At 62.0% G+C, this 25313-nt stretch carries 25 protein-coding genes and 2 tRNA genes; 20 read left to right on the forward strand and 7 right to left on the reverse strand.

Annotation, left to right across the window (positions count from 1 at the left end):
- Window positions 1-50: 50 nt before the first annotated feature.
- A complete protein-coding gene (locus HFX_RS01515) occupies window positions 51-764 on the forward strand; it encodes a DUF120 domain-containing protein (protein WP_004058219.1) in 714 nt (237 codons plus the stop codon).
- On the forward strand, window positions 761-1444 hold the full coding sequence (gene ribB / locus HFX_RS01520; RefSeq protein ID WP_004058218.1) for a 3,4-dihydroxy-2-butanone-4-phosphate synthase: 684 nt from the start codon (window positions 761-763) through the stop codon (window positions 1442-1444). Before HFX_RS01515 ends, ribB begins: the two co-directional genes overlap by 4 nt.
- Before the next feature lie 22 nt (window positions 1445-1466).
- Here the strand turns inward: ribB and HFX_RS01525 are convergent, their stop codons facing one another.
- Window positions 1467-2363: an NAD-dependent epimerase/dehydratase family protein gene (locus HFX_RS01525; RefSeq protein WP_004058215.1), complete on the reverse strand. Its 897-nt coding sequence runs from the start codon at window positions 2361-2363 to the stop codon at window positions 1467-1469.
- Between the two features lie 91 nt (window positions 2364-2454).
- Between HFX_RS01525 and HFX_RS01530 the strand changes: the two genes are divergently transcribed.
- A complete protein-coding gene (locus tag HFX_RS01530) occupies window positions 2455-3393 on the forward strand; it encodes a branched-chain amino acid transaminase (RefSeq protein WP_004058213.1) in 939 nt (312 codons plus the stop codon).
- Window positions 3394-3469: 76 nt separating this feature from the next.
- On the opposite strand, the gene HFX_RS01535 is transcribed toward HFX_RS01530, so the two are convergent.
- On the reverse strand, window positions 3470-4111 hold the full coding sequence (locus HFX_RS01535; RefSeq protein ID WP_004058211.1) for a DUF502 domain-containing protein: 642 nt from the start codon (window positions 4109-4111) through the stop codon (window positions 3470-3472).
- Between the two features lie 92 nt (window positions 4112-4203).
- A complete protein-coding gene (locus HFX_RS01540) occupies window positions 4204-5043 on the reverse strand; it encodes a proline dehydrogenase family protein (RefSeq protein WP_004058209.1) in 840 nt (279 codons plus the stop codon).
- A 126-nt stretch (window positions 5044-5169) separates the two neighbouring features.
- On the opposite strand from HFX_RS01540, the gene HFX_RS01545 reads away from it, so the two are divergent.
- From HFX_RS01545 to HFX_RS01570, 6 genes are all read left to right on the forward strand, one after another.
- A complete protein-coding gene (locus HFX_RS01545) occupies window positions 5170-5712 on the forward strand; it encodes a CDP-2,3-bis-(O-geranylgeranyl)-sn-glycerol synthase (RefSeq protein ID WP_004058207.1) in 543 nt (180 codons plus the stop codon).
- Window positions 5713-5947: 235 nt separating this feature from the next.
- Entirely contained in the window at window positions 5948-6478 is a 531-nt protein-coding gene (gene pyrE, locus HFX_RS01550) for an orotate phosphoribosyltransferase (RefSeq protein ID WP_004058205.1), read from the forward strand.
- Between the two features lie 74 nt (window positions 6479-6552).
- Complete coding sequence (locus HFX_RS01555; RefSeq protein ID WP_004058204.1) at window positions 6553-7266, forward strand: phosphoribosyltransferase family protein; 714 nt, start codon at window positions 6553-6555, stop codon at window positions 7264-7266.
- Window positions 7267-7638: 372 nt separating this feature from the next.
- Window positions 7639-9108, forward strand: coding sequence for an NCS2 family permease (locus tag HFX_RS01560; protein ID WP_004058202.1), 1470 nt, complete (start codon window positions 7639-7641; stop codon window positions 9106-9108).
- A 149-nt stretch (window positions 9109-9257) separates the two neighbouring features.
- On the forward strand, window positions 9258-10646 hold the full coding sequence (locus HFX_RS01565) for an aryl-sulfate sulfotransferase (protein WP_004058193.1): 1389 nt from the start codon (window positions 9258-9260) through the stop codon (window positions 10644-10646).
- Window positions 10647-10744: 98 nt separating this feature from the next.
- Window positions 10745-10999: a glutathione S-transferase N-terminal domain-containing protein gene (locus HFX_RS01570; RefSeq protein ID WP_004058191.1), complete on the forward strand. Its 255-nt coding sequence runs from the start codon at window positions 10745-10747 to the stop codon at window positions 10997-10999.
- Between the two features lie 87 nt (window positions 11000-11086).
- On the opposite strand, the gene HFX_RS01575 is transcribed toward HFX_RS01570, so the two are convergent.
- Window positions 11087-12061 (reverse strand): transcriptional regulator, encoded by a 975-nt coding sequence (locus HFX_RS01575; RefSeq protein WP_004058189.1) that lies wholly within the window; start codon window positions 12059-12061, stop codon window positions 11087-11089.
- Window positions 12062-12204: 143 nt separating this feature from the next.
- On the opposite strand from HFX_RS01575, the gene HFX_RS01580 reads away from it, so the two are divergent.
- The gene (locus HFX_RS01580) at window positions 12205-13473 is read left to right on the forward strand and encodes a tRNA(Ile)(2)-agmatinylcytidine synthase (protein ID WP_004058186.1); all 1269 of its coding nucleotides are present in this window, start codon (window positions 12205-12207) and stop codon (window positions 13471-13473) included.
- Window positions 13474-13497: 24 nt separating this feature from the next.
- On the opposite strand, the gene HFX_RS01585 is transcribed toward HFX_RS01580, so the two are convergent.
- Entirely contained in the window at window positions 13498-13944 is a 447-nt protein-coding gene (locus HFX_RS01585; protein WP_004058184.1) for a DUF7382 domain-containing protein, read from the reverse strand.
- Between the two features lie 75 nt (window positions 13945-14019).
- On the opposite strand from HFX_RS01585, the gene HFX_RS01590 reads away from it, so the two are divergent.
- From HFX_RS01590 to HFX_RS01605, 4 genes are all read left to right on the forward strand, one after another.
- A complete protein-coding gene (locus HFX_RS01590; RefSeq protein WP_004058181.1) occupies window positions 14020-15120 on the forward strand; it encodes an ATP-binding protein in 1101 nt (366 codons plus the stop codon).
- Window positions 15121-15141: 21 nt separating this feature from the next.
- Window positions 15142-15477 (forward strand): CrcB family protein, encoded by a 336-nt coding sequence (locus HFX_RS01595; protein WP_004058179.1) that lies wholly within the window; start codon window positions 15142-15144, stop codon window positions 15475-15477.
- Window positions 15474-15830: a fluoride efflux transporter FluC gene (locus HFX_RS01600; protein WP_004058177.1), complete on the forward strand. Its 357-nt coding sequence runs from the start codon at window positions 15474-15476 to the stop codon at window positions 15828-15830. The genes HFX_RS01595 and HFX_RS01600 overlap by 4 nt, the downstream gene beginning before the upstream one ends.
- Window positions 15831-15945: 115 nt before the next feature.
- Window positions 15946-16206, forward strand: a complete 261-nt coding sequence (locus HFX_RS01605) for a hypothetical protein (RefSeq protein WP_049917445.1) — start codon at window positions 15946-15948, stop codon at window positions 16204-16206.
- A gap of 236 nt (window positions 16207-16442) precedes the next feature.
- On the opposite strand, the gene HFX_RS01610 is transcribed toward HFX_RS01605, so the two are convergent.
- Together HFX_RS01610 and HFX_RS01615 are read right to left on the reverse strand one after the other, a co-directional pair.
- Window positions 16443-16515 (reverse strand) — tRNA-Asp (locus tag HFX_RS01610).
- Between the two features lie 29 nt (window positions 16516-16544).
- A tRNA-Asp gene (locus HFX_RS01615) sits at window positions 16545-16617 on the reverse strand.
- A 267-nt stretch (window positions 16618-16884) separates the two neighbouring features.
- Here HFX_RS01615 and HFX_RS01620 point away from each other — a divergent pair.
- Genes HFX_RS01620 through HFX_RS01645 form a run of 6 tightly spaced genes read left to right on the forward strand, consistent with a single transcriptional unit; the run spans window position 16885 to window position 25116 of the window.
- Complete coding sequence (locus tag HFX_RS01620; protein WP_004058173.1) at window positions 16885-17112, forward strand: DNA-directed RNA polymerase subunit H; 228 nt, start codon at window positions 16885-16887, stop codon at window positions 17110-17112.
- Entirely contained in the window at window positions 17109-18674 is a 1566-nt protein-coding gene (locus HFX_RS01625; protein ID WP_004058171.1) for a DNA-directed RNA polymerase subunit B'', read from the forward strand. The genes HFX_RS01620 and HFX_RS01625 overlap by 4 nt, the downstream gene beginning before the upstream one ends.
- 1 nt (window position 18675) lies before the next feature.
- On the forward strand, window positions 18676-20505 hold the full coding sequence (gene rpoB, locus HFX_RS01630; protein WP_004058169.1) for a DNA-directed RNA polymerase subunit B: 1830 nt from the start codon (window positions 18676-18678) through the stop codon (window positions 20503-20505).
- A gap of 12 nt (window positions 20506-20517) precedes the next feature.
- Window positions 20518-23442 (forward strand): DNA-directed RNA polymerase subunit A', encoded by a 2925-nt coding sequence (locus tag HFX_RS01635; protein WP_004058167.1) that lies wholly within the window; start codon window positions 20518-20520, stop codon window positions 23440-23442.
- A complete protein-coding gene (gene rpoA2, locus HFX_RS01640; protein WP_004058165.1) occupies window positions 23435-24694 on the forward strand; it encodes a DNA-directed RNA polymerase subunit A'' in 1260 nt (419 codons plus the stop codon). The genes HFX_RS01635 and rpoA2 overlap by 8 nt, the downstream gene beginning before the upstream one ends.
- A 2-nt stretch (window positions 24695-24696) precedes the next feature.
- Window positions 24697-25116: a NusA-like transcription termination signal-binding factor gene (locus HFX_RS01645; RefSeq protein WP_004058163.1), complete on the forward strand. Its 420-nt coding sequence runs from the start codon at window positions 24697-24699 to the stop codon at window positions 25114-25116.
- Window positions 25117-25313 lie beyond the last annotated feature (197 nt).

Genomic DNA, 25313 nt, shown 5'->3' on the forward strand with positions numbered 1-25313 from the left:
TACATCTCAGTTACGATACGCTTATGGGATGAGCGTTCGAATCGTGTGATATGTCAGAATCGGCAGTCGCCGCGACGGTCGGGTTCGATGAGTTGGCCACGCTCAAACTCGTTGCGCTCGACGGCGGCCGCTCCGGTCCGGTCAAAGTTTCCTGTTCAGGGCTTGCAAACCGGCTGGATGTCTCCAACCAGACGGCGTCACGCCGTCTCCAGCGCCTCGAAGAGGCCGATTTCATCGACCGCGAAGTTGTCGCGGACGGCCAGTGGATAACCATCACTGACTCCGGTGAGTCGGCGCTCCGTCACGAATACGCGGACTACCGTCGTATCTTCGAGACGCCGTCAGTGGTCGTCCTCGAAGGCGAGGTGACCGGCGGGATGGGTGAGGGTCGCCATTACATCTCGCTTCCGGGCTACATGGAGCAGTTCACCGAGCGACTGGGCTACGAACCGTTCCCGGGTACGTTGAACGTCCGCCTCGACGATGACGCCATCCGCACTCGCGCGGGGATGTCCGCACTCGACGCAGTCCCAATCGACGGGTGGGAGGACGACGAGCGGACATTCGGCCCGGCCACCTGCTACGCGGCCGTTATCGAAGTCGGTGACGAGTCGTACGACCCCGTCCACATCATCGTTCCCGAACGGACCCACCACGACGAGTCGCAACTCGAAATCATCGCGCCGGACAAACTCCGCGACGAACTCGACCTGTCCGACGGCGACACGATTACGGTCCGCGTCGAGGAGGCTGATTTCGAATGAGTCGCCCCGCCGAGACCGACCTCGATGCCGTTTCGCGCGTCCTCGACGCGTTCCGCGCGGGCGACCCGGTGCTCATCCACGACTTCGACGACCGCGAAGGAGAAACGGACATCGTCTATCCGGCAGGTGCGGTTCGCCCCGCCGATGTGGCCCGGATGCGAAACGATGCCGGCGGACTCGTCTGTGTCGCCCTCCCGAACGACGTGGCCCAGACGCTCTCGCTGCCGTTCATGGACGACGTACTCGACCACCCGGCGGCCGCCGCACACGACCTCGCGTACGACTCGCGTTCGTCGTTTTCGTTCACGGTGAACCACCGCGACTCGTTTACGGGTATCACCGACCGCGACCGGGCGATGACCATCTCCCGACTCGCACCCGTCGCCGAGGCGACCCGCGCAGGCGACTACGGGGCCAACGATTTCGGCGGCGAGTTCCGCGCACCCGGACACGTCCACCTGCTCCGCGGCGCGCCGAACCTGCTCGAAGACCGGCAGGGACACACTGAACTCGGCCTTGCGCTGGCCGACGAAGCGGCCCTTCCGCCCGCTGTCGTCGTCTGCGAGATGCTCGATGATGAGTCCGGCGCGGCACTTTCGAAGACGGCGGCCTCCGACTACGCCGCCAGACACGACCTCGCGTTCGTCGACGGCGACCGCCTCCTCGACGAACTCGTCTGAGTCGACTGGCCCGCTTCGCGTTTTATTCTCCACGCTGCCCGTCGCGCCACGACCACTCGGGTACCCATCCGAGGAGTTGCTTCGCTTTCTCCGTCGAAACGAGTGATTGGTGTCCAGACAGTTGGTCCCGAACGTCGGCGTCGGGATAGACGTCACGTGCGAGCGTCGCCGACTCGACCGTCGTTGAGGTGTCCGCTGCCGCCGCCCAGAACTCCTCGTGACCCTCGTAGTTCGCTTCGAGCGCGCGCCGAACGAGCCTCGCCGCGTCCTCGCGTCCGAGATACGAAAACAGCGTATTCCGCGCGGTGTGGAAGAAGCCCGCCTCTTTGAGTCCCGAAAGCGACCGGTCTCGCTCGGCAAAGGTCTGTCTCGCTTCTTCCTTGCTCGGCATCCACGGAAACCGAAGACTGGCGATGGTTTTTGGCGCATCGTCTCGCCGCGAGAACCCCGTCGCGGTCTGTTCGGCGATGTACTTTCCGAGTCCGTAAGGGTTCGACGGCGTTTCTCTGTGGCCCTCGTCAATCGGGAGATAGTCGATTCGAGCGGGGTCGGGTTCGAAACTCCCGCCGATGGCGCTCATACTCGATGCGATGGCAACGTTGTCGATGTCGAGAGCGGCCGCCGCTTCGAGGACGACGTACGTCGATTGAACGTTGCTCTCGAACACGCGGTGACCCGGGTCGTGGTCGGGCGTCGAAATGGTCCCGAGGTGGACGATGGCATCGGCGTCGACTGCACTGAGCGTCGCCGTGAGGTCGCCCGAATCCAAGGCGCTCACCCGGTAGTCGTGGTCCGCGAGGGCTGATTTGCTGTGGCGACTGAGGTTCGTCACCGTGTAGCCGTTTGTCCGAAGGTGAGCGACAACCGTCGGACCGAGTTGTCCAGTTCCGCCCGTGACGGCGATAGATTCGAGGGCCATACCCCGGAAGTGGTGTTGCACAGACAAAATCATCGGGGCCGCTGTGGCCGGTTCGTCATGATTTTAGAGGGGGGCCTCCGAAGGCAGGTATATGGGATTCGATGATATGGACGTGTCCACGATTTGGATGAACGGCGAATACGTGGACTGGGAGGACGCACAGATTCACGTCCTCACGCACGGACTCCACTACGGTACGGGTATCTTTGAGGGCGTTCGCGCCTACGAAACCGACCGCGGTCCGGCTATCTTCCGCTGGGAAGAACACCTCGAACGGCTCTACAACTCCGCGAAGCCGTACGACATGGATATCCAGTACTCGCCCGAGGAACTCACCGAGGCGACACTGGAAGTCGTCCGCCGGAACGACCTCGGCGGCTGTTACATCCGCCCCATCGCCTACTACGGCTACGACTCGCTCGGCGTCAGCCCCAAGGACAACCCGACCGACGTTGCCATCGCCGCGTGGCCGTGGGGAACGTACCTCGGCGAGGACGCGCTCGAAAACGGCGTCGACGTGATGGTCTCGTCGTGGCGTAAGCACGCATCGAGCCAGATTCCGACGAACGCGAAGACGACCGGTCTGTACGTGAACTCTCTTCTCGCCGGTGAGGAGGCACGTCGAAACGGCTACGTCGAAGCAATCGTCCTGAACAAGGAGGGGAACGTCGCAGAAGGACCCGGCGAGAACATCTTCATGGTTCGCGACGGGAAAATCTATACCCCCGGACTCTCGCAGAGTATTCTCGACGGTATTACCCGCGACACCGTCATCACGCTCGCCCGCGAGCACGGCTACGAAGTCGACGACAGCGCCGTCATCAGCCGCGGCGAACTCCACACCGCCGACGAACTGTTCTTCACCGGCAGCGCCGCCGAAGTGACGCCCATCCGCAAGGTCGACAACGTCGTCATCGGCGAGGGCACGCGCGGCCCGGTCACCGAAGAACTCCAGACCGCCTTCTTCGACCTCGTCGAGCGCAAGACCGACGACCACGAAGAGTGGTTCACCTACGTCGAAGAGCAGTAACGCGGTAGCACAGCGATTTTTTGCGGCGGTTCAACGACGACAGCGACGAGAAACGACGCTGGCGAGTGCCCGCGCCTTATTCGTTCGTAACTTGGCCGTCCGTCGACTCCTCCGTGACTTCGATGTTGAACTCGTCGATGTGGTCCTGTTCGGCGAACCCAGCCGAAAGGACGCGCGTGAGGGCTTCTTCGACTTTCTCGCCCGTCTCTTCGATATCGTCGGGGTCGACCTCCATCACGAAGCCGGTGGTGATGTTCGGCGCGGTCGGCATGAAGACGATTTCCCTGCCGTCAGCGGTCTTCTTGCCGGTTTTGAACGCAGTCATCCGAATCCCCGGCCACGTTTCGAGACGGACGGGTTTCTGGAGGTCTTCGGTGCCTGTAAGTGCCGTTTCGACTGCGAGTTTAGAAGCGTTGTAGACGATGCGAACGAGCGGGACCTTGTTCATCGCCGCGTCGATACCCGATTCGAGCACCCGCCCGACAGTCGTCCGCATGAGGTAGCCCACCGAGAGGACGAGCAACACGAAGATAATGATGGCAACGAAGAAGCCGAACACCTCCGATTCAGTGGTTGGGTCCGACCCTCCTGTGAGGAGTGTAGATACGAAGGGAATTTTGATAATGCTATTGTAAAATATTGTAAATATATAGATAATAACGATGAGCGGTACGAGGACCACGAGACCGCTGGCGAAGTCGCGTCTCCACGAGGACATTGATATTCGGTACGTGAACCCGCGGGCATAAGGGGATTTCTAGTACGGGTCGTGACGACACAGTCCAAAACCGATGCCGTCGAACAGTTGTCCTAGATACCGACGACCGCACGAAGCGCGAATAGCGCGTTCTCCTTGCGCTCGCGGACGCGGCGGTAGAAGTACGAGAACCACTTGCCGCCGTACGGCGCGTACTGCCACACTTCGATGCCCTCAGCAGCAAGCTCGCGCTGGGCGTCCTCACGCACGCCCATGAGCATCTGAATCTCGTAGTCGCGGTCGTACTCCGCGCTGAGTTCGCGCGCGTAGTCAATCATCTCTGGGTCGTGACTCCCGACGGCGATACCGCCCTCGTACTCTCGAAAGAGGTACGCCAGCAGTTCCTTGTACACTTCGTCGATCTTCGACTTCTTCTTGTGCGCGATGGATGCCGGTTCGTCGTACGCGCCCTTGACGAGGCGAATCTTCCCCGGCACGTCGGCGAGTCGCTCTAAGTCATCGGGCGTGCGCTTCAGGTTCGCCTGCACACACAGTCCCATGCCGCCGCCGAACTCGCGGGCGAGTTCCTCGAAAGCGTCGAGCGTCACGTCGGTCGTCTCGTGGTCCTCCATGTCGCACCACAGGAAGACGCCGTGGTCGTCGGCCGCCGCAGCGATGCGTCGGTAGTTTTCGACGAATACGTCGTCACCCACGTCGAGTCCGATTTGCGAGGGCTTCACCGAGACGCAGGCGTCGAGGTCCGACGACGCGATATCTTCGACCAGTTGGATGTACGCGTCGGCGTCTTCATCGGCCGGACCGCGCTCGTGGTAGTGCTCGCCGAGGAGGTTCAGAATAACTGCCACGCCGTCTTCGTTCATCTGTCGGGCGTGGTCGAGTGCCCCTGCCGCGGATTCTCCCGCGACGAACTTGCTCGCGATGGGCGGAATCATGATAAAAGATTACGACCGTCCGGTATTCAGAGTTATCATCCCTGACGAACCGTAATCGGGTGACGTCGTCGCCTCTCCCCGCGACGAATCGTCGGAACTTACATTCCCCCCCACGGACGAACTCGCATGGTCGTCTCTCTCGTCGTTACTGCCTTCTGGGCGATGTTGCCCGCGTATGTGCCGAACAACGCCGCCGTCCTCGCCGGTGGGGGTCGTCCCATCGATGGTGGTCGAACGTGGGGCGGCAGTCGCGTCCTCGGAGACGGAAAGACGTGGCGCGGAACCGCGGCCGGGACGCTCGCCGGAACCGCCCTCGCGCTCGCCCTCAACGCTGCTGAACCGGCCGTCTCGGGCGCGGTCGGCACCGACCTCCCGACGTTCCCCGTCGTCGCCGGGTTCGGTCTCGCCCTCGGTGCGATGCTCGGCGATATCGGCGCGTCGTTCCTGAAGCGCCGGACGGGTCGTGAACGCGGTGCTGCGTTCCCCGGTCTCGACCAACTCGACTTCGTCGTCGGCGCGCTCGTCCTCGCGTACATCACCGCGCCCGGGTGGTTCACGGCGACGTTCACACTCCCCGTGCTCGCCGTCGTTCTCGTCATGACGCCCGTCTTGCACGTCGTCACCAACGTCGCCGCGTATCTGCTTGGATTCAAGAACGAGCCCTGGTAATCCACTTTTCTGCGTCGGAGTCGTCTTCGACCTCACTCGCGGTACAGCGTTGGACGAACTCTACCGCCTCCGCTTCACCCTGCTTCGCCCCGCTTCACCCTGCTTCGCCCCGCCTCGCCCTACTTCGCTCCGCCTTGCCCTACTTCGCTCCGCCTTGCCCTACTTCGCTCCGCCTTGCCCTACTTCGCCCCGAACCAACCCGCTTAAGCGCCCTGCTCGTTCCTGTTGAAACAAGATGGCGAACACAGAACTCATCGAGGCGCTTCGTGACGCCGACGCGGTTCAGTTCGGCGAGTTCGAACTCTCCCACGGCGGCACGAGCAACTACTACGTCGACAAGTACCTCTTCGAAACCGACCCGCGGTGTCTGAAACTCATCGCCGAGGCGTTCGCGGAACTCGTCGAAGGCGACGAGAAACTCGCCGGCGTCGCACTCGGAGCCGTTCCGCTTGTGGCCGCGACGGCCGTCGAAACGGAGAAACCCTACGTCATCGCTCGGAAGAAGGCCAAAGAGTACGGCACGGCGAAGCGAATCGAAGGCGCGCTCGAAGACGGCGAAGAAGTCGTCGTCCTCGAAGATATCGCAACGACGGGCCAGAGCGCAGTCGACGCCGTCGAGGCGCTCCGCGATGCGGGCGCGGTCGTCGACCGCGTCATCGTCGTTGTCGACCGTCAAGAGGGCGCAGACGAACTATTGGCCGAACACGACATCGAACTGCAGTCGCTTCTTACTGCCGAAGACTTGCTCGCCGACGCCGACAACTAATACACGCTTGTGACTAATTCGCGTGCAATCTGCAATCGAAGTATTCATTTTTGTGCAAGCTCGAAGGCGAAGGCATGAACAGAGCAGAGAAGGCCGCACTCCAGTTGCAGGCCGTTTCCGTACTCCGGATGCTCAAAGAGACCCGGACGTACGACGAACTGGCCGAACTCACGGGGCTGCCGGCCGGCGACCTCAACCGCTACGTCAACGGGCACGTCCTGCCCGGTGTCGAACGCGCTCGCGAGGTCGTCGAAGGTGTCGGACGAAACGCACTCGCTGACGAACTTGAAGCCCGTGTCCGCTTCGATGACGAGGGTTACGTCGACAATTCCGGCGTCGTCTTCGACCAGTCGTTCCTCGACCTCGTTGCGCCCGTCGCAGCGAATACGCTGAACTTCGAACGGCCGGACGTGATTTTGACCGCGGCGACCGACGGTATCACCCTCGGTGCCGCGATGGCGAGCTACTTCGGCGCGCGCCTCGCGTACGCGAAGAAGTCGAAAGAGACCGCCGTCGAGGACTTCATCGAGTCGCGTCAGCGACTCGCCTCCGGTATCGAATTGACCTACTATCTCCCTGCGAGCGCCATCGACGCCGGCGAGCGAGTGCTCGTCGTCGACGACCTCATCCGCTCCGGCGAGACACAGGAACTCCTCTTGGATATCGCTCTGCAGGCTGACGCGAACATCGCCGGCGTCTTTGCGCTCATCGCCGTCGGCGACGAGGGAACGAACCGCGCCCGCGAACTCACCGAGGCACCGGTCGGCGCACTCAGCATCTTCGAATAACGGCGCTTTCTCGGACGTGAGGAACGGGATTTCAGAATCCTTTTGCTTCCGCTTTGCATCGACCCGACGGGTTACGATTTGGCTTGGAGATTGCAGTGGGCACGCGCGTCAGTGATGCCAGTTCCGACGGCTCCCGTCTCGGCTACTGACGCCCGGTTGCGCTCATCGGCGACTCCACCAACTTCTCGATGTGTTCTCGTAATTGCTAGGTGACACTACAGCCGCTGTTTCTGCTAATTGTGGTCCAAAAATAGTCACCTATGTGTGGGTAGATTCTATCGAAGCCTCTTATCAATGCATGTTTGTGTATATTTCCACCGGCTGGATGGTAATGCTTATGTGTGCAATACTGGGTATGCTTAGTCGTGCATCATGGGGCTATCTGAAACCCTCGCAAACTACTTCGACGTGCATAAACACGGGTCTACGGTCAAGGCCGAAATTCTCGCGGGTATCACGACATTCTTGACCATGTCTTACATTGTCGTGGTCAACCCGGACATCATGACGGGTATCCCGGGCGCGAAGCCGGGTATCATCATCGACGGCTACACTCCGGGACAAGTCGAGTCGATGCTCGTCGTCGTGACCATCCTCGCGGCCGCGATTGCGACACTCACGATGGCGTTCTACGCGAACCGTCCGTTCGCGCAAGCACCCGGTCTCGGTCTGAACGCCTTTTTCGCGTTCACGGTCGTCGGAGCGCTCGGTATCTCGTGGCAGACGGCCCTCGCCGCCGTGTTCGTGGAAGGGCTGCTCTTTATCGTGCTCACCGCCGTCGGGGCGCGTGAGGCCATCATCAAGATATTCCCGCACCCGGTCAAGATGGCCGTCGGGACTGGTATCGGGCTCTTCTTAGCCATCATCGGCTTGCAGGCGATGGGTATCGTCGTGGACGATACCGCAACGCTCGTCACGCTCGGTAGTCTCGCGTCGAATCCAGTCGCTATCGTCTCTGTGGTCGGTCTCTTCATGACGTTCGTCCTCTACGCCGCGGACGTTCCGGGTTCAATCCTGCTCGGTATCGCTCTGACGACGGTACTCGGATGGGCAGTGACGCAGCTCGGTCTCGTCGGTCTCGACGCCGGTCTCGTCGTCGCGGCGGGAACTACGGCCGTTACACTCCCGGTCATTGGAACGTTCGACCTCGTCGTCCCCGGTTCTGGGTCAGTCGTAACCTACAACATCACACCGCTTGCTGGCTCGTTCATCTCGGGCTTCGGAAACGTTGAGGCGTTCAGTTTCGCCCTCATCGTCTTCACGTTCTTCTTCGTGGACTTCTTCGACACCGCCGGCACGCTCGTCGGCGTCGGACAGGTTGCGGGCTTCCTCGACGATAACGGCGACCTCCCCGACATCGACAAGCCGCTTATGGCCGACGCAGTCGGTACCACCGCGGGTGCGGCGCTTGGCACGTCGACGGTCACGACGTACATCGAGTCCGCATCGGGTGTCGAAGAAGGCGGTCGCACGGGTTTGACTGCGCTCGTGACCGCCGGTCTCTTCCTCGCCTCGCTCGCGCTCGTCCCCCTCGCAACGGCGATTCCGCTGTACGCCTCGCACATCGCGCTCGTCGTCATCGGCGTCGTGATGCTCCGCAACGTCGTCGACATCGCGTGGGACGACATCACTCACACCATCCCGGCCGGTATGACCATCCTTATCATGCCGTTTACCTACTCTATCGCCTACGGCATCGCGTCGGGCATTATCTCGTACCCTCTCGTGAAGCTCGCTGCCGGTGAATACGACGACATCAGTGCAGGCCAGTGGGCCCTCGCCGTCGCCTTCTTCATCTACTTCGTCGTCCGTACCTCCGGGATGCTTCAGGCACAGGTCTGACCACGCGCCGACGACCCCTCCTCGGATTTCTGCTTTTTGCTCTTTCCGGGGGATTTCTGCATTTCGCTCTTTCCGGGGGATTTCTGCATTTCGCTCTCTCCGGAGAGATACACAAAATATTGAACGGGTACGCTTCAGTATTCGAGTGCATGAATATTCCCAACGAGCGACTCGCCGTACGTGGGGTCGTTCTTCTCCTCATTATCGGCCTCCTTACGCCTTCTGCGGTCTCTGCGCTAACGTACGACCCGTCAGAGCAGACGAGTCTCGAACCGGGGACTATCACCAGTCCCGCCAATGGGTCTACCGTGGTGAGTGTGCAGGGATACACCTTCCGCGGAAACACGAACCCGAAGAAACCCGCCCGTGTTGTCTCTATCGACGGACGCGGTGACCTCCAGTGGCAATACCGCGACTCGGTCGGCGGTAATGCGTGGTTCTTCGATGCCGACCCACTTCCGAACGGAAACCTCCTCATTTCGTCGCCTCGGAGCGGTGAAACCCTCATCTTCGAACTGGACCCCGACACCCGCGAGCGCGTCTGGGAGAAACGATTCGACATGGAGGACACCCACGACGTGGACGCCTTCGGCGACGACAAACTCCTCATCGCCAACATGCGCGAGTGGAACGCTTCTGCCGGCAGTAGCGAGGACCGAATCGTGGTCTACAACCGCTCGACCGGCGAGATAACGTGGGAGTGGTACTTCAAGAACCACTACCCCGAAAACACCGACGGCGGACACAACGCCGACTGGAGTCACGTCAACGACGTCGACTACATCGGCGACGGTCGACTCTTGCTTTCGCCACGAAACTTCGACCAGGCGGTCATCATCGACATGGAGTCGAAAGAAATCGTCGACCGGCTCGGCCGTGACAACGCCCACGACATCCTGAACGAACAGCACAACCCCGATTGGCTGACGAGCGAGAACGGGACGCCCACGATGCTCGTCGCCGACAGTGGAAACAACCGCGTCGTCGAGTACGCAAAGGAAGACGGCGAGTGGGTCCGGACGTGGTCAGTCGGGTCGAACACCCTCAACTGGCCACGCGATGCCGACCGACTCCCCAACGGGAATACCCTCGTCGTCGACACGCTCAACCATCGCGTAATGGAGATTACGCCGACCGGCGAGGTCGTCTGGGAGTATTACGCCACGTGGGGTCCGTACGACGCCGAACGCGTCGCCTACGAAGACGAGTCGACGGGTCCGACGATTCGTGACATGAACGCGAGCGGTAGCTATCCCATCACCGGCAGTGCCAACATCACTGCGGGCGGAAACGAGAGTATTGGCTTCGTCAAACAGGTGCAGTCGACCTTCGCGGAAACGCCACTCGAAGGGCCGATGAACGGACTTTCGACTCGACTGGCACACTTCTTGCCGTGGCTCCGTCCGGTCTGGATGTCGCCGTGGGACCTCTTTTGGGCCATCTGCGCCGTCGGCGTCGGTCTCGTGGCTACTGGCGGTGAACTCTTCATGGCGCGGCACCGAATTCTCGACACGCTCCAGCGCGTCCTCCCTGAGTGACGATGGGCATTCCCCGGTTCGACTGGCCTTTCGGAGCAGTGTACTGACAACGCACAAGACCACGGCACTCATTATCCGTGCATCCATACCACGGACCGATGTCTGATCTCATCCTCTACGAACTAGAGGGCTGTCCGTTCTGTGTTAAAGTGAAGAACAAGCTCGCCGAACTGGATTTGGAGTACGAATCGCGGATGGTTCCCCGTGCACACCCCGAACGAACCGAAGTCGAAGAGATTAGCGGCCAGACTGGCGTTCCCGTCCTCGTCGACGAGGCACACGGCGTCGAAGGGATGCCCGAGAGCAGCGACATCGTCGAATACCTCGAAGAAACCTACGGCTCGGCGGCGTAACTCTTCTCGGGCGCGGTCTAGCTATTTGCCGCGTCTCTCCTTTTGCTGATATATTGCGATGCCAATAGCGGCATCTCCGACCACCCGTTAGATTTCGGCGGGGTCGCGCGTCCGCTCGCGAATCAGGTCGCGAATCTTGTCCGGGTCGTCGATGGCGGCGAGTTCCTCGCAACTGACGATGCCGGTCCCGTCGACCGACTCGCGTTTCTGTCTCTCCTCGACGAAGTACACGGAGCGAGTCTGCGTAATCTTGCCGAGCGAGGACATGATTTGGGCGCGCTTTTCGGCGCTCCGGGTGAACGACGAGTGGCCCGTAAGGACGTTCGCCTTCTTTCGACGTCCGGCGTCTTCGCTTACGGCCTTGAACGGCGCGCGAGACGTCGGGTGGACGGTGAAGCCCGCTTCCGTGAGCACCGACAGAACGTGTTCGTCGTCGGGGTCGACGTCCGGGTCCTCGGGGGTCGGCTCGGCGTCCCGAACGTCCTCTGCACCTTCGAGTACGTCGACCGGGTTCGAGAAGGGCCGGTCGAACAGCTCTTCGAGGTGAATTGCGACCTCGATACTCGCGTTCATGCCGTTTTCGTACTTCGAGACGGTGCGCCGCGAGACGCCGAGTTCGGTTGCAAGTTGGCCGAGACTCCAGCCGCGTTCCTTCCGTTCTTCGGCGAGGATGTCGCCGTCGAGGCTCACGTACAGGCCGCCGGGGGCGGCGTAGATGAGTGGTGGAACACCTTCGACGAACATGTCCATCGCGGTATCCGGGTTGAACACAGGCACACCGTGACGGAAGTAGACGACGCCGGGTTTGAGGTCTTCATCTCGGGTTCGAAGTCCGATAACGAGCGGCGTTGCGTCGAGATACGACCCTAACCGTCGCATCTCCGAACCGGTGAGTCCGTCGAATGCGTCGATGTTCCCCAGTATCTTGAGGAGCAACAGGTCCTCACCTCTGCGTGCGGCGAGGTCGAAGCTCTTCGGCCGGATGGCGATGCGGTCGCTCACGACGAAGCCCGCGTCTTGGAGCATCGCGGCGACATTACCAACCAGCGCTGACCGGGACATAGGGGGCAATAAGTGATTCGGACCATAAAGCGTTTTCCCCGGATACCGACGCCCTCGCCGACATTTCTCCCTTCTTTAATCCGTATTTATATAGTCTCTGACGACCCGAAAGGCGTTACTTTACTCTTCGGTAATCTCCGCTGATGACCGTCATCGGCCTCGACGACACCGACTCCCGGACGCTCGGGATGTGTACAACCTATCTCGCGACACTCGTCGCCGAGGCGATTGCGGACCACGGCGGCACCGTCGAGCGCCAACTGCTCATTCGGTTGAATCCGGCAGTCGAGCACAAGACACGCGGGAACGCGGCGTTAGCGATTCACACCGACCTGCCTGCCGGGACCGCGTTCGACCTCGCGTGCGCCGAACTCGACCGTTGGGCCGTCGTCGACGACGAGCGAACCAGTCCGGGACTCGTCGTCGCGCCGGGTGCACCTGACACCATCTCGTCTGCTGTCGCCGATTTCGCCCGAGATGCTATCCGCGACTTCCACGACCTCGACGACGCCGTCGAACTCGCCGCCGACTCGGGATTCTTGTCCGAGGGATGGCACGGCGGCCGGGGACAAATCGGCGCGCTCGCCGCCGTGGGTGCGTGGGCCGCCTTCGACGAGTGGACCTACGAACACATCTCCTATCGCGAGTTCCACCGGTGCGGGACGCCGCGCGACGTGGACTACGATTCCGTCTTCGAGGCCGCGGATGCCGGCTACCCCGACGCGTGGGACACCGTCGACCACGAGGAAGGCGAGGCCGTCTGCGTTCCCAATGCGCCCGGGCCGATTCTCTACGGCATTCGCGGCGACGACCCTGACGTCGTCCGTGAAGTTGCCGGGGCTATCGACTCCGAACCGGTCGACCGCTCCGCGACGTTCCTCACGAATCAGGGGACCGACGCGCACCTCCGAGACGGGACACTCTCCGACCTTCAGGACGGCCGCGCGTACTGCGTTTCCGGCACTGTCGCCTCGGAACCCGAGACGCGAACCGGTGGACACGTCTTTTTCGACCTCTCGGACGGTGATGCAACGGTCACGATGGCCGCCTTCGAACCGACGAAGCGATTCCGAAACCGGGTTCGGGCGCTCCGCGTCGGCGACGACCTTACCGTGTGCGGCGAGGTGGCTGACGAAACGCTCAAACTGGAGAAGTTCGCGGTTCGAGACCTCGTACAGACGGAACCGACGACACCTACCTGTCCCGACTGCGAGCGGACGATGAAGAGCGCCGGTCGAAATCAGGGTTACCGGTGTCGTGACTGCGGGACTGACGCCCCCGGAAAAGTCGAGCGCCCGGTTGAGCGGGACCTCGAAATCGGCTGGTACGAGGTGCCGCCGTGTGCGCGCCGTCACATCGCAAAACCGCTCGTTCGCGGCGGCTTCGACTCGGCGACGCACCCCGAGCGATAAGGTCGACCGCGACTCACGCGGCCCTCACTTGCCCCGAACGACCAGAATATTCGTATTTTCGCGACGGTCGACGAACGAACTCCCCGCGGGTGGCTTCACGTCCACGACGAGCGTCCCGTCCTCGCGGTTCGCGCCGAGGTCAACATCGACGTTTATACTCACCGCCCCGTCGCCGCCCGTCTTCTCCGCTTCGACCGTTTCGACGTCTGCTGTCCCCGATTTCACGATAACCGTCGCGCCCTCGACGGGGTTCCCTTTGTGGTCAACGACGGTGAAGTCGAGGTCCTGCGCACCGGGGCCGACTACGTCCGGTGATGGTTTCACGTCGAGTTCTGAGGTGGCGAGTCCCTGCACGCCGGAGAGCATGTTGAGCATGACGCTCATACTGGCGACGCCGACGACGAGGGCGACGACGAGTCTGACTGGGAGACCTTCGATGGCGCGCGTGTCTGACCGAAACGTATCGAACATACCCCGTCTGGCCGCGGATTGGTATATAAACCCTCGTCCGGAGGTTCAAGTCGCATCGCGGGACGAATCCGTGTCATGCACACCATCGGCCGCACGCCCGACGAGTCCGGTCCAGTCTGTCACCTCGGAAACTACCGCGCCCGCGACGGAAGTTCGGGTGCACCCGTCAGTCTCGACGTGAACCGTCCCCACGCGGCCGTCGTCGTCGGAAAACGCGGGAGCGGGAAATCCCACACGCTCGGCGTCGTCGCCGAGGGCTTAGCCCAAGCCGAGGGCGTTGCACCGGTCGTCGTGGACCCGATGGGTGTCTTCGGCGGACTCGAAGCATCGTCGGTCGACGGAACAGTCCACGACTCGCCGACGGTCCGCGCCGACGCCTTCCCGCCGAGCGCGTGGCCCGAACTGCTTGGTCTCGACCCAACTGACCCGGTCGGGTCGCTCGTGTGGCGACTCGCGGCCGACGAAGACTCGCTCGCGGACATGCGCGCGGCCGTTGAAGACGCCGACGCCGCCTCGGAAACCCGCCGAGCGGCGACGAACCACCTCGCACTCGCCGACTCGTGGGGCGTGTTCGCCGAAGACGGACTCGTCCCCGAATCGCTCTGTGGCCCTACTCCGGACGTACTCGACCTGTCCAGCATGGACGAAACGCCAGCGAGTGCTGTCGTCCGCGTCGTCGCTCGCGGATTGTACGACGTTCGAGTCACGGACGCGGCTGACCGGCTTCCGTGGTTGCTCGTCGACGAGGCCCACGCGTTCGTCGGTGGCAGCGACAGCCGAGAGTCGTCCTCGTCGGCCCGACAGACTTCGTCCGTCAGCGTCGCCGAACCGGCGCTTCGAACGATTCTCACGCGCGGGCGCGCACCCGGTGTCGGAATCGTGTTGGCGACGCAGCGACCATCGGCACTCCCCGAGGTGGCTGTTTCGCAGGCCGACCTCCGAATCGTTCATCGACTCACCGCCGGTCCCGACGTGTCGGCGATGGCCGCCGCCGACCCGACGTACTTCGACGAATCGCTCACTGCTCGGCTTCCTCGCGACAGGGGATGTGCACTCGTTGTCGACGACACCACGGAGTCGATTCACGACGTTCGAGTCCGCCCCCGAAAGACGCCCGACGGAGGAGCGACACCGGTGGCGGTACCGCCACGCGATACTTCCGAAACCATGGAGTAGTCCCTCCGACTGAGAGTGGGTATGGACCGTTCGGAACTGACGTTGGTCGCCTTCGGGGGCTTCGTCGGCGCGATACTGCGCTACCTCGTCTCCGTCGCTGTTCCCGGCGCAGGGGGAACGCTCACGGCGAACGTCCTCGGGAGCTTCATTTTGGGGACGTTCATCACCAGCGTCTCCTCGCGACGCGTGCAGTTGCTCTTCGGAACGGGGATGCTCTCGTCGTTTACGACCTACAGTACGTTCGCCGTTCAGACGGCGTCACTATCGATGACTGGTGGTTTGGTCAATATCGGTGCGAACTACGCACTCGGCTTTGTTGCTGCGGCGGCCGGTATCGCGGTCGGGAGGCGGCGGTGAGTCTCTCGCTTCTCTCTGCGATTCTCGTCGGCGTCGGCGGGATGGCTGGCGCGCTCTCGCGGCACGTCGTCGACCAGCAAATCATCGGGAAATGGAGTACCGTCACGGTAAACGTCCTCGGGAGCATCGCACTCGGATTCATCGTCGCGGCCCCCGTCGGCGATGCGGCGGCGACGCTCGCCGGAACGGGGTTCTGTGGGGCCTTTACGACCTTCTCATCGTTTGCGGTCGGTGTCGCAGAACTCCTCGATGTCGGCGATTATCGGACTGCCGCTCGGTACGCGTTCGGGACGCTGTTGGCGGCGTTGGTCGGAGTCGCGATTGGGGCTGCTGTCGGCGGGATTCTCGGGTAGGGCGTCGGTGAAAGGCCCGTTCGGTTCGTCTTTCGGACGTGACTCTTCGAACAGTGCGGTGGATGCCGATTGGTCCGTTCCGATACCGTTAACGGAATTCCATCATATATTTGACATGAGCATCGGTTCAGGTCTCAACCTTCCCTTGCTTATCCCCAGGGTGTTCGTTAGCTTGCTCGGTGCTGCGATGCTGGTGAAACCGCGACGGTCTGCACGTGTCCTCGAACAACTGAACGCTATCGGGAGCAAACGCAACTTACGGACCGTCGAACCCGCAGACTGGAACGTCACGCTCACCCGAATCGTCGGTGGGGGCATCTTCCTGATGGGACTCGTCTTCCTGCTGCTGGTACTTGCGAGAGCCGGTGGAGGATAAGGACTGTTGGTGGGTGATACTCTCCACCGAAACGTACGCCCGGACTGGGACTGAGCACCCCGAAGGCTTGCGAAGGTCGGCGAGGCTCTGCCTCGCCGGGATTTGAACCTCGGTCGCTCTGCTCGCTGACGCTCGCGTCGCTCCTTGGTTCAAATCCCGCCTGCCAACGTTCACAAATTTCACTCGGTGCCGCTCGGCGACGAGACGTCTCGCTGGACGAGTTGAAATTAGAGAAGCGCCCGAGGCGGGATTTGAACCCGCGTCACGACCGTGACAGGGTCGTATGATGGGCCACTACACCACCCGGGCTTACTGAAGTGAGTTTGAGATACGGAGAGCGCCCGAGGCGGGATTTGAACCCGCGTCACGACCGTGACAGGGTCGTATGATGGGCCACTACACCACCCGGGCCCTCCGTCTGCAATCATTCGTAGCCGAGGTTTATAGATAAGACTTACCATCTGAAATGGCCTTGGCCCGCGGTACCGCGATTCCTGCCCCGAAGACATTTATATTACAATATCACATGCCAATACGTGACGAATCGCGCATCTCCGGTGCGTGACCTCCGGTAGCGTCGCCTTTCTTCGAGGCAGTTGGCAAGTGTTAAATGGGTGGCTCCCAAAATCTGCCGTAGTATCCCGTGACAGCTTCTTCCAGCACCCAGCAGCACCATACATGGTAGACGTAAGCCAACACAAACTGGTTCCGGAACACACGCTTCTCGACGACGAGGCCGTCGAGGACGTGTTACAGGAGTACAACGTCGAGAAGACGAATCTCCCGAAGATCAAGAGGAAAGACCCGGCGCTCCCCGAGGACGCAGAGCCCGGCGATGTCATCAAGATCGTTCGGAATTCGCGAACGACAGACAAAGCAGTCGTATATCGACTGGTGATTGAATGAATCGACAAGCGCGACGCGAGGTCTCTCGCAAGTACTTCTCTGAAGAACGGCTCGCTGAACACCACTTCCGCTCTTTCAACGCATTCCTCGAACGCGGCATGATGGATGTCGTCGAGGAAAAAGCCACCATCGAGACCGACATCGGTGACAAGGAAGGCGAAGAGCCGGTCTACGTCGAACTCGGTGGCGTCCGCGTCGAGACGCCCCGCGTCCGCGAGGCCGACGGCTCCGAGGAATTGCTCTTCCCGCAGGAAGCGCGCCTGCGTAACATCACGTACTCCGCCCCCGTGTTCATGGAGATGTCCATCGTCCGTGGCGGCGAAGAAGAAGAGGAAGTCGTCGTCGACACCGCCGAAACGAAGGTCGGTCGGATGCCCATCATGGTCGGCTCCTCGAAGTGTAACATCGCGGAACTCTCCGACGCCGACCTCGTCGAAATCGGCGAAGACCCCGTCGACCCCGGCGGCTACTTCATCGTCAACGGCTCCGAGCGCGTGCTCATGACCTCGGAAGACCTGGCTCCGAACAAGATTCTCGCCGAGTACGACACGAAGTACGGCGACGAGATTCAGGTCGCCAAGACCTTCAGTCAGCGCCGCGGCTACCGCGCACTCGTTCTCTGTGAGCGCAACCGCGAAGGACTGCTCGAAGTCTCGTTCCCATCTGTCTCCGGGAGCGTCGACTTCGTTACGCTCGTGCGCGCACTCGGGCTCGAATCCGACGAGGAGATCGTCCACCGCGTCTCCGACGACCCCGAGATTGTGAAGTTCATGCTCGAGAACCTCGAAGAGGCCGAGGTTCAGACCCAAGAACAGGCTATCGAGGCACTCGGCAAGCGCGTCGCTGGTGGGCAGGGCAAGAACTACCAGCTCAAGCGCGCCAACTACGTTATCGACCGCTATCTTCTGCCGCACCTCCACGAGGAGGGTGCCGAAGAAGAGGAAGTGCGCATGAACAAGGCGTACTACCTCTGCCGCATGGCCGAGGCGTGTTTCGAACTCGCGCTGCAGCGCCGTGACTCCGACGACAAGGACCACTACGCCAACAAGCGTCTCAAGGTGTCCGGTGACCTGATGAAGGACCTCTTCCGGACGGCGCTCAACAAGCTGGCACGCGACGTGAAGTACCAGCTCGAGCGCGCTAACATGCGTAACCGTAACCTCACGGTGAGCACGGTCGTCCGGTCCGACGTGCTTACCGAACGGCTCGAACACCCCATCGCGACGGGGAACTGGGTTGGTGGCCGTTCCGGCGTCTCCCAGCTCGTCGACCGGACGGACTACATGGGTGTGCTGTCGCACCTGCGTCGTCTCCGGAGCCCGCTGTCGCGGTCGCAGCCCCACTTCGAGGCACGCGACCTGCACGCGACCCAGTGGGGTCGCATCTGTCCTTCGGAGACGCCCGAAGGACCGAACTGTGGTCTGGTGAAGAACTTCGCGCAGGCGATGGAGCTCTCCCAGGACGTCGAAGACGAACAGGCATTGAAGCGAGAACTTGCGTCGATGGGTGTCGAGGGTATCCCCGGCATCGACAGCGTCGACGCCACACCCGCAGACGACTAACATGGCTCAGGCACAGCGAGAAGCGAAAGTATACGTAAACGGTAGTCTCGTCGGGACCCACCCCGACCCCAATCAACTCGCGGCACAGATTCGTGAGGCGCGTCGCCGCGGCGACGTCAGCCAGATGGTGAACGTCTCCATCAAGGAGCGCACCCGCGAAGTCATCATCAACGCGGACGCTGGTCGCGCCCGCCGTCCCCTCATCGTCGTCGAAGGCGGTGAACCGCTCCTCGGCGACGAACACGTCGAGGCGCTCGAAAACAACGACCTCGACTTCGACGACCTCGTCGAGCGCGGGCTTGTCGAATTCATCGACGCTGAAGAGGAAGAAGACATCTACGTCGCGGTCGACGAAGACGAGATCAACGAGGACCACACGCACCTCGAAATCGACCCGCAACTCATCTTCGGTATCGGTGCCGGGATGATTCCGTACCCGGAACACAACGCATCGCCGCGTATTACGATGGGTGCAGGGATGATGAAGCAGTCGCTGGGGCTTCCGGCGGCGAACTACCGTATCCGCCCCGACACCCGGCAGCACCTCATGCACTACCCGCAGCTTTCGATGGTCAAAACGCAGACCACGGAGCAAATCGGGTTCGACGAGCGGCCGGCCGCACAGAACTTCGTGGTCGCCGTGATGTCCTACGAGGGGTTCAACATCGAGGACGCACTCGTCATGAACAAGGGTTCGGTCGAGCGTGCACTGGCTCGTTCGCACTTCTTCCGAACCTACGAAGGCGAAGAGCGTCGCTACCCCGGCGGTCAGGAAGACCGTTTCGAAATTCCGTCACAGGACGTGCGCGGCGCACGCGGTGAAGACGCGTACTCGCACCTCGACGAAGACGGTCTCGTCAACCCCGAGACGGTCGTCGACGAGAACTCCGTCCTGCTCGGCAAGACCTCGCCGCCGCGGTTCCTCGAAGAACCCGACGACATGGCCGGTCTCTCGCCGCAGAAGCGCCGCGAAACCTCGGTCACGATGCGCTCCGGAGAGTCCGGTGTTGTCGACACCGTCACGCTCATGGAGGGTGAAGACGGCTCGAAACTCGCCAAGGTCTCCGTCCGCGACCAGCGGGTTCCGGAACTCGGCGACAAGTTCGCATCTCGACACGGACAGAAGGGTGTCGTGGGTCACTTGGCCCCGCAGGAAGACATGCCCTTCACCGCCGACGGCGTCGTTCCCGACCTCGTGCTCAACCCGCACGCCCTGCCGTCGCGCATGACGGTCGGCCACGTGCTGGAGATGCTCGGCGGTAAGGTCGGCGCGCTCGAAGGTCGACGCGTCGACGGGACCGCCTTCCAGGGCGAAGACGAACACGAACTTCGGTCCGCGCTGGAAGAACGCGGCTTCATGTCCTCCGGCAAGGAGGTCATGTACTCCGGCGTCACCGGCGAAAAGATCGAGGCCGAAATCTTCGTCGGCATCATCTTCTACCACAAACTGTACCACATGGTGAGCAACAAGCTGCACGCCCGCTCGCGCGGTCCCGTGCAGGTGCTTACCCGTCAGCCGACTGAAGGTCGTGCCCGGGAGGGTGGGCTTCGTCTCGGAGAGATGGAGCGTGACACCGTCATCGGACACGGTGCCGCGATGGTGCTCCAAGAGCGCCTGCTCGACTCTTCCGACAAGGAGAGCGTCTACATCTCCGCCGACACCGGCATGGTCGCCGTCGAGGACCGCGACCAGCGCCGCATCTACGACCCGGTCACTGGCGACGAGGACAACATCCACGAAATCGAGATCAGCTACGCGTTCAAGTTGCTTCTCGACGAGATGGTTGCGCTCGGCGTACGCCCGCGCATCGAACTGAAGGACGCGGTCTAACCACACATGTCAATGCAGACACCCAAAGAAATCGGCAGCATCCAGTTCGGGTTGATGGACCCGGAGACGTACCGAGACATGTCCGCGACGAAGGTCATCACCGCGGACACCTACGACGACGACGGTTACCCAATCGACATGGGTCTCATGGACCCTCGTCTGGGCGTCATCGACCCCGGTCTGCAGTGCCGCACCTGCGGTCAGCACTCCGGGTCGTGTAACGGGCACTTCGGCCACATCGAACTGGCCGCGCCCGTCATCCACGTCGGATTCACGAAGCTCATCCGTCGCCTGCTCCGCTCGACGTGCCGCGAGTGCGGTCGCCTCGCGCTCACGCAGGAAGAAGCAGAGGAGTACCACGGTAAACTCGGTCGCACGAAGGAACTCGGCGACGACTGGAGCGACGTGATGAAGTCGGCAGTCCGGCAGGCCCGCAAGGCCCACCGCTGTCCGCACTGTGGCTCGCCCCAGCACGACATCAAACACGAAAAGCCGACGACCTACTACGAGGTCCAGAACGTGCTCGCCGGGGACTACTCCGAGCGCATCGCCGAAGCGATGCAGCCCGACCCCGACGACGAGGACGACGAGGGCGTCGACCCGATGGTTCTCGCCGAGCAGACCGGACTCGACGCCGACCGCATCAATCAGGTGCTCGCTGGCGAGTTCCGCCCGGTCGGCGACGACCGAAAGGCGCTCGAAAAGGCGCTCGACCTCGACCTGACCGAAGAGGACATGAACAAGCTGATGCCCTCGGACATTCGCGACTGGTTCGAGGACATCCCGGACGACGACCTCGTCACGCTCGGTATCGACCCCGAACGGTCGCGTCCCGAGTGGATGATTCTGACCGTCCTTCCGGTTCCGCCAGTCACGGCCCGTCCATCTATCACGCTGGACAACGGCCAGCGCTCCGAGGACGACCTGACCCACAAGCTTGTGGACATCATCCGCATCAACCAGCGGTTCATGGAGAACCGCGAGGCTGGTGCCCCGCAACTCATTATCGAGGACCTGTGGGAACTCCTTCAGTACCACGTCACCACGTTCATCGACAACGAAATTTCGGGCACGCCACCGGCACGCCACCGCTCCGGCCGACCCCTCAAGACGCTCAGCCAGCGCCTGAAGGGCAAGGAAGGGCGCTTCCGTGGCTCCCTTTCGGGTAAGCGTGTCAACTTCTCCGCGCGTACCGTCATCTCGCCGGACCCGACCCTCTCGCTCAACGAAGTCGGTGTTCCGGACCGCGTTGCGACGGAGATGACCCAGACGATGAACGTCACCGAGCGCAACATCGACGAGGCTCGACAGTACGTCCGTAATGGACCCGAGAGCCACCCCGGTGCGAACTACGTCCGCCGTCCCGACGGTCGTCGCCTCAAGGTAACAGAGAAGAACTGCGAAGAACTCGCAGAGAAGGTCGAACTCGGCTGGGAGGTCAACCGACACCTCGTCGACGGTGACATCGTCATCTTCAACCGACAGCCATCGCTGCACCGGATGTCCATTATGGCACACGAAGTCGTCGTGATGCCGTACAAGACGTTCCGCCTGAACACGGTTGTCTGTCCGCCGTACAACGCAGACTTCGACGGTGACGAGATGAACATGCACGCCCTCCAGAACGAGGAGGCTCGTGCTGAGGCACGCGTCCTCATGCGCGTCCAAGAGCAGATTCTCTCGCCGCGCTTCGGTGAGAACATCATCGGCGCTATTCAGGACCACATTTCGGGAACGTACCTGCTCACGCACGACAACCCGGAGTTCGTCGAGACGCAGGCGCTCGACCTGCTCCGCGCGACGCGCGTGGACACACTCCCAGAACCGGCGGGCGAGGACGAAGACGGTATCCCGTACTGGACGGGCCGTCAGATCTTCTCCGAACTCCTGCCCGACGACCTGAACATGGAGTTCACCTCGAAGGTCGGCGACACGGTCAGCATCGTTGACGGCCAACTCGTCGAAGGTACTATCGACGAGGACGCAGTCGGCGCGTTCGGCGGGGAAATCGTCGACGTGCTGGCGAAGGACTACTCGAAGACGCGTTCGCGCATCTTCATCAACGAGATTGCCTCGCTCGCGATGCGCGCCATCATGCACTTCGGTCTCTCCATCGGTATCGACGACGAGTCGATTCCGGACGAGGCCACGGCGCAGGTCGACGAGGCTATCGACGCCGCCTACGACAAGATTCAGGAACTCATCGAAATCTACGAGGCGGGCGAACTCGAATCGCTGCCGGGCCGCTCGGTCGACGAGACGCTCGAAATGAAGATTATGCAGCGCCTCGGCAAGGCACGTGACTCTGCCGGTGAAATCGCAGAGGACCACTTCGCAGAGGATAACCCGGCAGTCGTGATGTCCAAATCCGGTGCGCGTGCATCCATGCTCAACCTGACCCAGATGGCCGGCTGTGTCGGTCAGCAGGCAGTTCGGGGCGAGCGCATCAACCGCGGGTACGAAGACCGTACCCTGAGCCACTACCAGAAAGGCGACCTCTCGGCCGACGCCCACGGGTTCGTCGAGAACTCCTACCGTGCCGGTCTCACGCCGCGTGAGTTCTTCTTCCACGCGATGGGTGGCCGCGAAGGGCTGGTCGACACGGCAGTTCGTACCTCGAAGTCCGGGTACCTGCAGCGTCGTCTCATCAACGCCCTGTCCGAACTCGAAGCGCAGTACGACGGCTCCGTCCGCGACACGTCGGGCACCATCGTTCAGTTCGAGTTCGGTGAAGACGGCACGAGCCCGGTGAAGGTCTCGTCGGACGACGAGATGCCGATTGACGTCGAGAACATCGCCGACCGCGTCATCGACGCGGAGTTCAGATCCACCGAAGAGAAGGAACGCTTCCTCGGCGAGCGCGCACCGCCGACCAACCTCTCCGAACACGCAGAGCCGCGCATCAGCGGCCGTGCGGGGGTCGAATCCGATGACTGACAACGCCGCAATCTCCGAATACGAACACGTCGACGAGGATATCGTCGATGTCGTCGAGTCCAAGGAACTGTCTCGACGCCTGAGGGACCGTATCTACCAAACCATCGAAGACCGCGAGGGCGTCTCCCTCGAACAGGCCGGCGAAATCGCACAGGCCGTCGAGGCGCGCTACCTCGACACGCGTGTCGACCCGCTCGACCCCGTCGGGACGGTCTCGGCACAGTCTATCGGTGAGCCGGGAACGCAGATGACGATGAACACGTTCCACTACGCAGGCGTCGCCGAAATCGACGTGACGCAGGGACTTCCCCGTCTCATCGAACTGGTGGACGCGCGGAAGACGCCCGACACGCCGATGATGACGGTCTACCTCGACGACGAGTACGCCGAGAACCGCGACCTCGCCCACCAGGTCGTCTGGAACATTGAGTCCACGAAGATTCTGGCCCTTGGTGACATCTCGACGAACGTCGCCGACATGGTCGTCCAGGTCAACCTCAACGACGAGACGCTCCTCGAACGGTGGCCGACCTACGACGACGAGGGTGTCGTCGCGAGCGAAATCGCCGACACCATCGAAGATGCACTCGGCGTCAAGACCCGCCGCGAGGGAACACTCATCGAATTCGGTCCCGAGAGCCCGAGTTATCGCCGTCTCCTCCAACTCGTCGAGGAACTGCGCGACATCGTGTTCAAAGGCATCGAAGAGGTCTCGCGCGTCGTCATCCGCAAGGAGCAGAACGAAGAGACCGACGAAGAGGAGTTCGTCCTCTACACCGAAGGGTCGGCCTTCGGCGACGTGCTCTCTATCGAGGGCGTCGACGCCTCGCGCACCACCTCGAACAACATCCACGAGGTACACAAGCAACTCGGTATCGAGGCCGCTCGTGAGGCAATCATCGACGAGACGATGAACACGCTCAAAGAGCAGGGTCTCGACGACGTGAACATTCGTCACCTGATGCTGGTTGCGGACATCATGACCAACGATGGGACCATCGAGTCCATCGGCCGTCACGGCATCTCCGGGTCGAAGGACTCCGTCCTCGCCCGTGCCGCATTCGAGGTTACGGTCAACCACCTGCTCGACGCTGCCATTCACGGCGAGGAAGACGACCTCGACGGCGTCATCGAGAACGTCATTGTCGGCAAGCCGATTGCAATCGGTACCGGCGACGTCGACCTCAGGATGGGGTCGCTCGATGTCGAAGACGCCGAAGCCAGCGCGGCACCCGAACCGTCTGACGACTGAAAATGAAAGTTACGTTGTCGGACACGGCCCGTCGGTACATCGCCCTCTTCGAGGACGAAACCGGCGCGACCGCACACGACTGTCTCGTCTTCGACGACCGCGTCGTCTTCCTCGTCGCCGCAGGCGACATGGCGACGGCTATCGGTCCCGGCGGGCGGACGGTTCAGTCCGTCGAACGCCGAATCGGTCGGTCCGTCGAACTCGTCGAAGACGCCGACACACCCGAGGCGTTCGTCGCGAGCGCGCTCGCACCGGCCGCCGTCCGGCACGTGACTCTCTCAGAGCAGAACGACACTGTCGCGTACGTCGAAGTCGCGGAAGCGGACCGCGGTGTCGCAATCGGTTCGAATGGGAAGACCATCGACACCGCTCGTGAATTGGCGCGTCGGCATTACGGTATCGACGATATCCAGTTGACGTAGACGGTCGCGGCATTCTCTCGCGGCGTCGGTCTCGTTTTGCGGACCTACGGTAGGACGGTAGTGAGCGCCACACCCGGCCACGATACCGTCTACACGTTTTTCATCCAGCACCGGGCAGAGAGGTCAGCGGTCTCCTCGGCGTGGTTTCGTCGGTGAGTAACATCCCGACGCTGATTTTGGGCGTCTCAGACGACTCT

The sequence above is a fragment of the Haloferax mediterranei ATCC 33500 genome, from assembly GCF_000306765.2.
Taxonomy (GTDB): domain Archaea; phylum Halobacteriota; class Halobacteria; order Halobacteriales; family Haloferacaceae; genus Haloferax; species Haloferax mediterranei.

What these genes read in the sequence shown, in the direction of transcription:
- HFX_RS01515 (WP_004058219.1), top strand. Translation starts at nt 51, where the DNA reads ATGTCAGAATCGGCAGTCGCCGCGACGGTCGGGTTCGATGAGTTGGCC.
- ribB (WP_004058218.1), top strand. Translation starts at nt 761, where the DNA reads ATGAGTCGCCCCGCCGAGACCGACCTCGATGCCGTTTCGCGCGTCCTC.
- HFX_RS01525 (WP_004058215.1), bottom strand. Translation starts at nt 2,363, where the DNA reads ATGGCCCTCGAATCTATCGCCGTCACGGGCGGAACTGGACAACTCGGT.
- HFX_RS01530 (WP_004058213.1), top strand. Translation starts at nt 2,455, where the DNA reads ATGGGATTCGATGATATGGACGTGTCCACGATTTGGATGAACGGCGAA.
- HFX_RS01535 (WP_004058211.1), bottom strand. Translation starts at nt 4,111, where the DNA reads ATGTCCTCGTGGAGACGCGACTTCGCCAGCGGTCTCGTGGTCCTCGTA.
- HFX_RS01540 (WP_004058209.1), bottom strand. Translation starts at nt 5,043, where the DNA reads ATGATTCCGCCCATCGCGAGCAAGTTCGTCGCGGGAGAATCCGCGGCA.
- HFX_RS01545 (WP_004058207.1), top strand. Translation starts at nt 5,170, where the DNA reads ATGGTCGTCTCTCTCGTCGTTACTGCCTTCTGGGCGATGTTGCCCGCG.
- pyrE (WP_004058205.1), top strand. Translation starts at nt 5,948, where the DNA reads ATGGCGAACACAGAACTCATCGAGGCGCTTCGTGACGCCGACGCGGTT.
- HFX_RS01555 (WP_004058204.1), top strand. Translation starts at nt 6,553, where the DNA reads ATGAACAGAGCAGAGAAGGCCGCACTCCAGTTGCAGGCCGTTTCCGTA.
- HFX_RS01560 (WP_004058202.1), top strand. Translation starts at nt 7,639, where the DNA reads ATGGGGCTATCTGAAACCCTCGCAAACTACTTCGACGTGCATAAACAC.
- HFX_RS01565 (WP_004058193.1), top strand. Translation starts at nt 9,258, where the DNA reads ATGAATATTCCCAACGAGCGACTCGCCGTACGTGGGGTCGTTCTTCTC.
- HFX_RS01570 (WP_004058191.1), top strand. Translation starts at nt 10,745, where the DNA reads ATGTCTGATCTCATCCTCTACGAACTAGAGGGCTGTCCGTTCTGTGTT.
- HFX_RS01575 (WP_004058189.1), bottom strand. Translation starts at nt 12,061, where the DNA reads ATGTCCCGGTCAGCGCTGGTTGGTAATGTCGCCGCGATGCTCCAAGAC.
- HFX_RS01580 (WP_004058186.1), top strand. Translation starts at nt 12,205, where the DNA reads ATGACCGTCATCGGCCTCGACGACACCGACTCCCGGACGCTCGGGATG.
- HFX_RS01585 (WP_004058184.1), bottom strand. Translation starts at nt 13,944, where the DNA reads ATGTTCGATACGTTTCGGTCAGACACGCGCGCCATCGAAGGTCTCCCA.
- HFX_RS01590 (WP_004058181.1), top strand. Translation starts at nt 14,020, where the DNA reads ATGCACACCATCGGCCGCACGCCCGACGAGTCCGGTCCAGTCTGTCAC.
- HFX_RS01595 (WP_004058179.1), top strand. Translation starts at nt 15,142, where the DNA reads ATGGACCGTTCGGAACTGACGTTGGTCGCCTTCGGGGGCTTCGTCGGC.
- HFX_RS01605 (WP_049917445.1), top strand. Translation starts at nt 15,946, where the DNA reads ATGAGCATCGGTTCAGGTCTCAACCTTCCCTTGCTTATCCCCAGGGTG.
- HFX_RS01620 (WP_004058173.1), top strand. Translation starts at nt 16,885, where the DNA reads ATGGTAGACGTAAGCCAACACAAACTGGTTCCGGAACACACGCTTCTC.
- HFX_RS01625 (WP_004058171.1), top strand. Translation starts at nt 17,109, where the DNA reads ATGAATCGACAAGCGCGACGCGAGGTCTCTCGCAAGTACTTCTCTGAA.
- rpoB (WP_004058169.1), top strand. Translation starts at nt 18,676, where the DNA reads ATGGCTCAGGCACAGCGAGAAGCGAAAGTATACGTAAACGGTAGTCTC.
- HFX_RS01635 (WP_004058167.1), top strand. Translation starts at nt 20,518, where the DNA reads ATGCAGACACCCAAAGAAATCGGCAGCATCCAGTTCGGGTTGATGGAC.
- rpoA2 (WP_004058165.1), top strand. Translation starts at nt 23,435, where the DNA reads ATGACTGACAACGCCGCAATCTCCGAATACGAACACGTCGACGAGGAT.
- HFX_RS01645 (WP_004058163.1), top strand. Translation starts at nt 24,697, where the DNA reads ATGAAAGTTACGTTGTCGGACACGGCCCGTCGGTACATCGCCCTCTTC.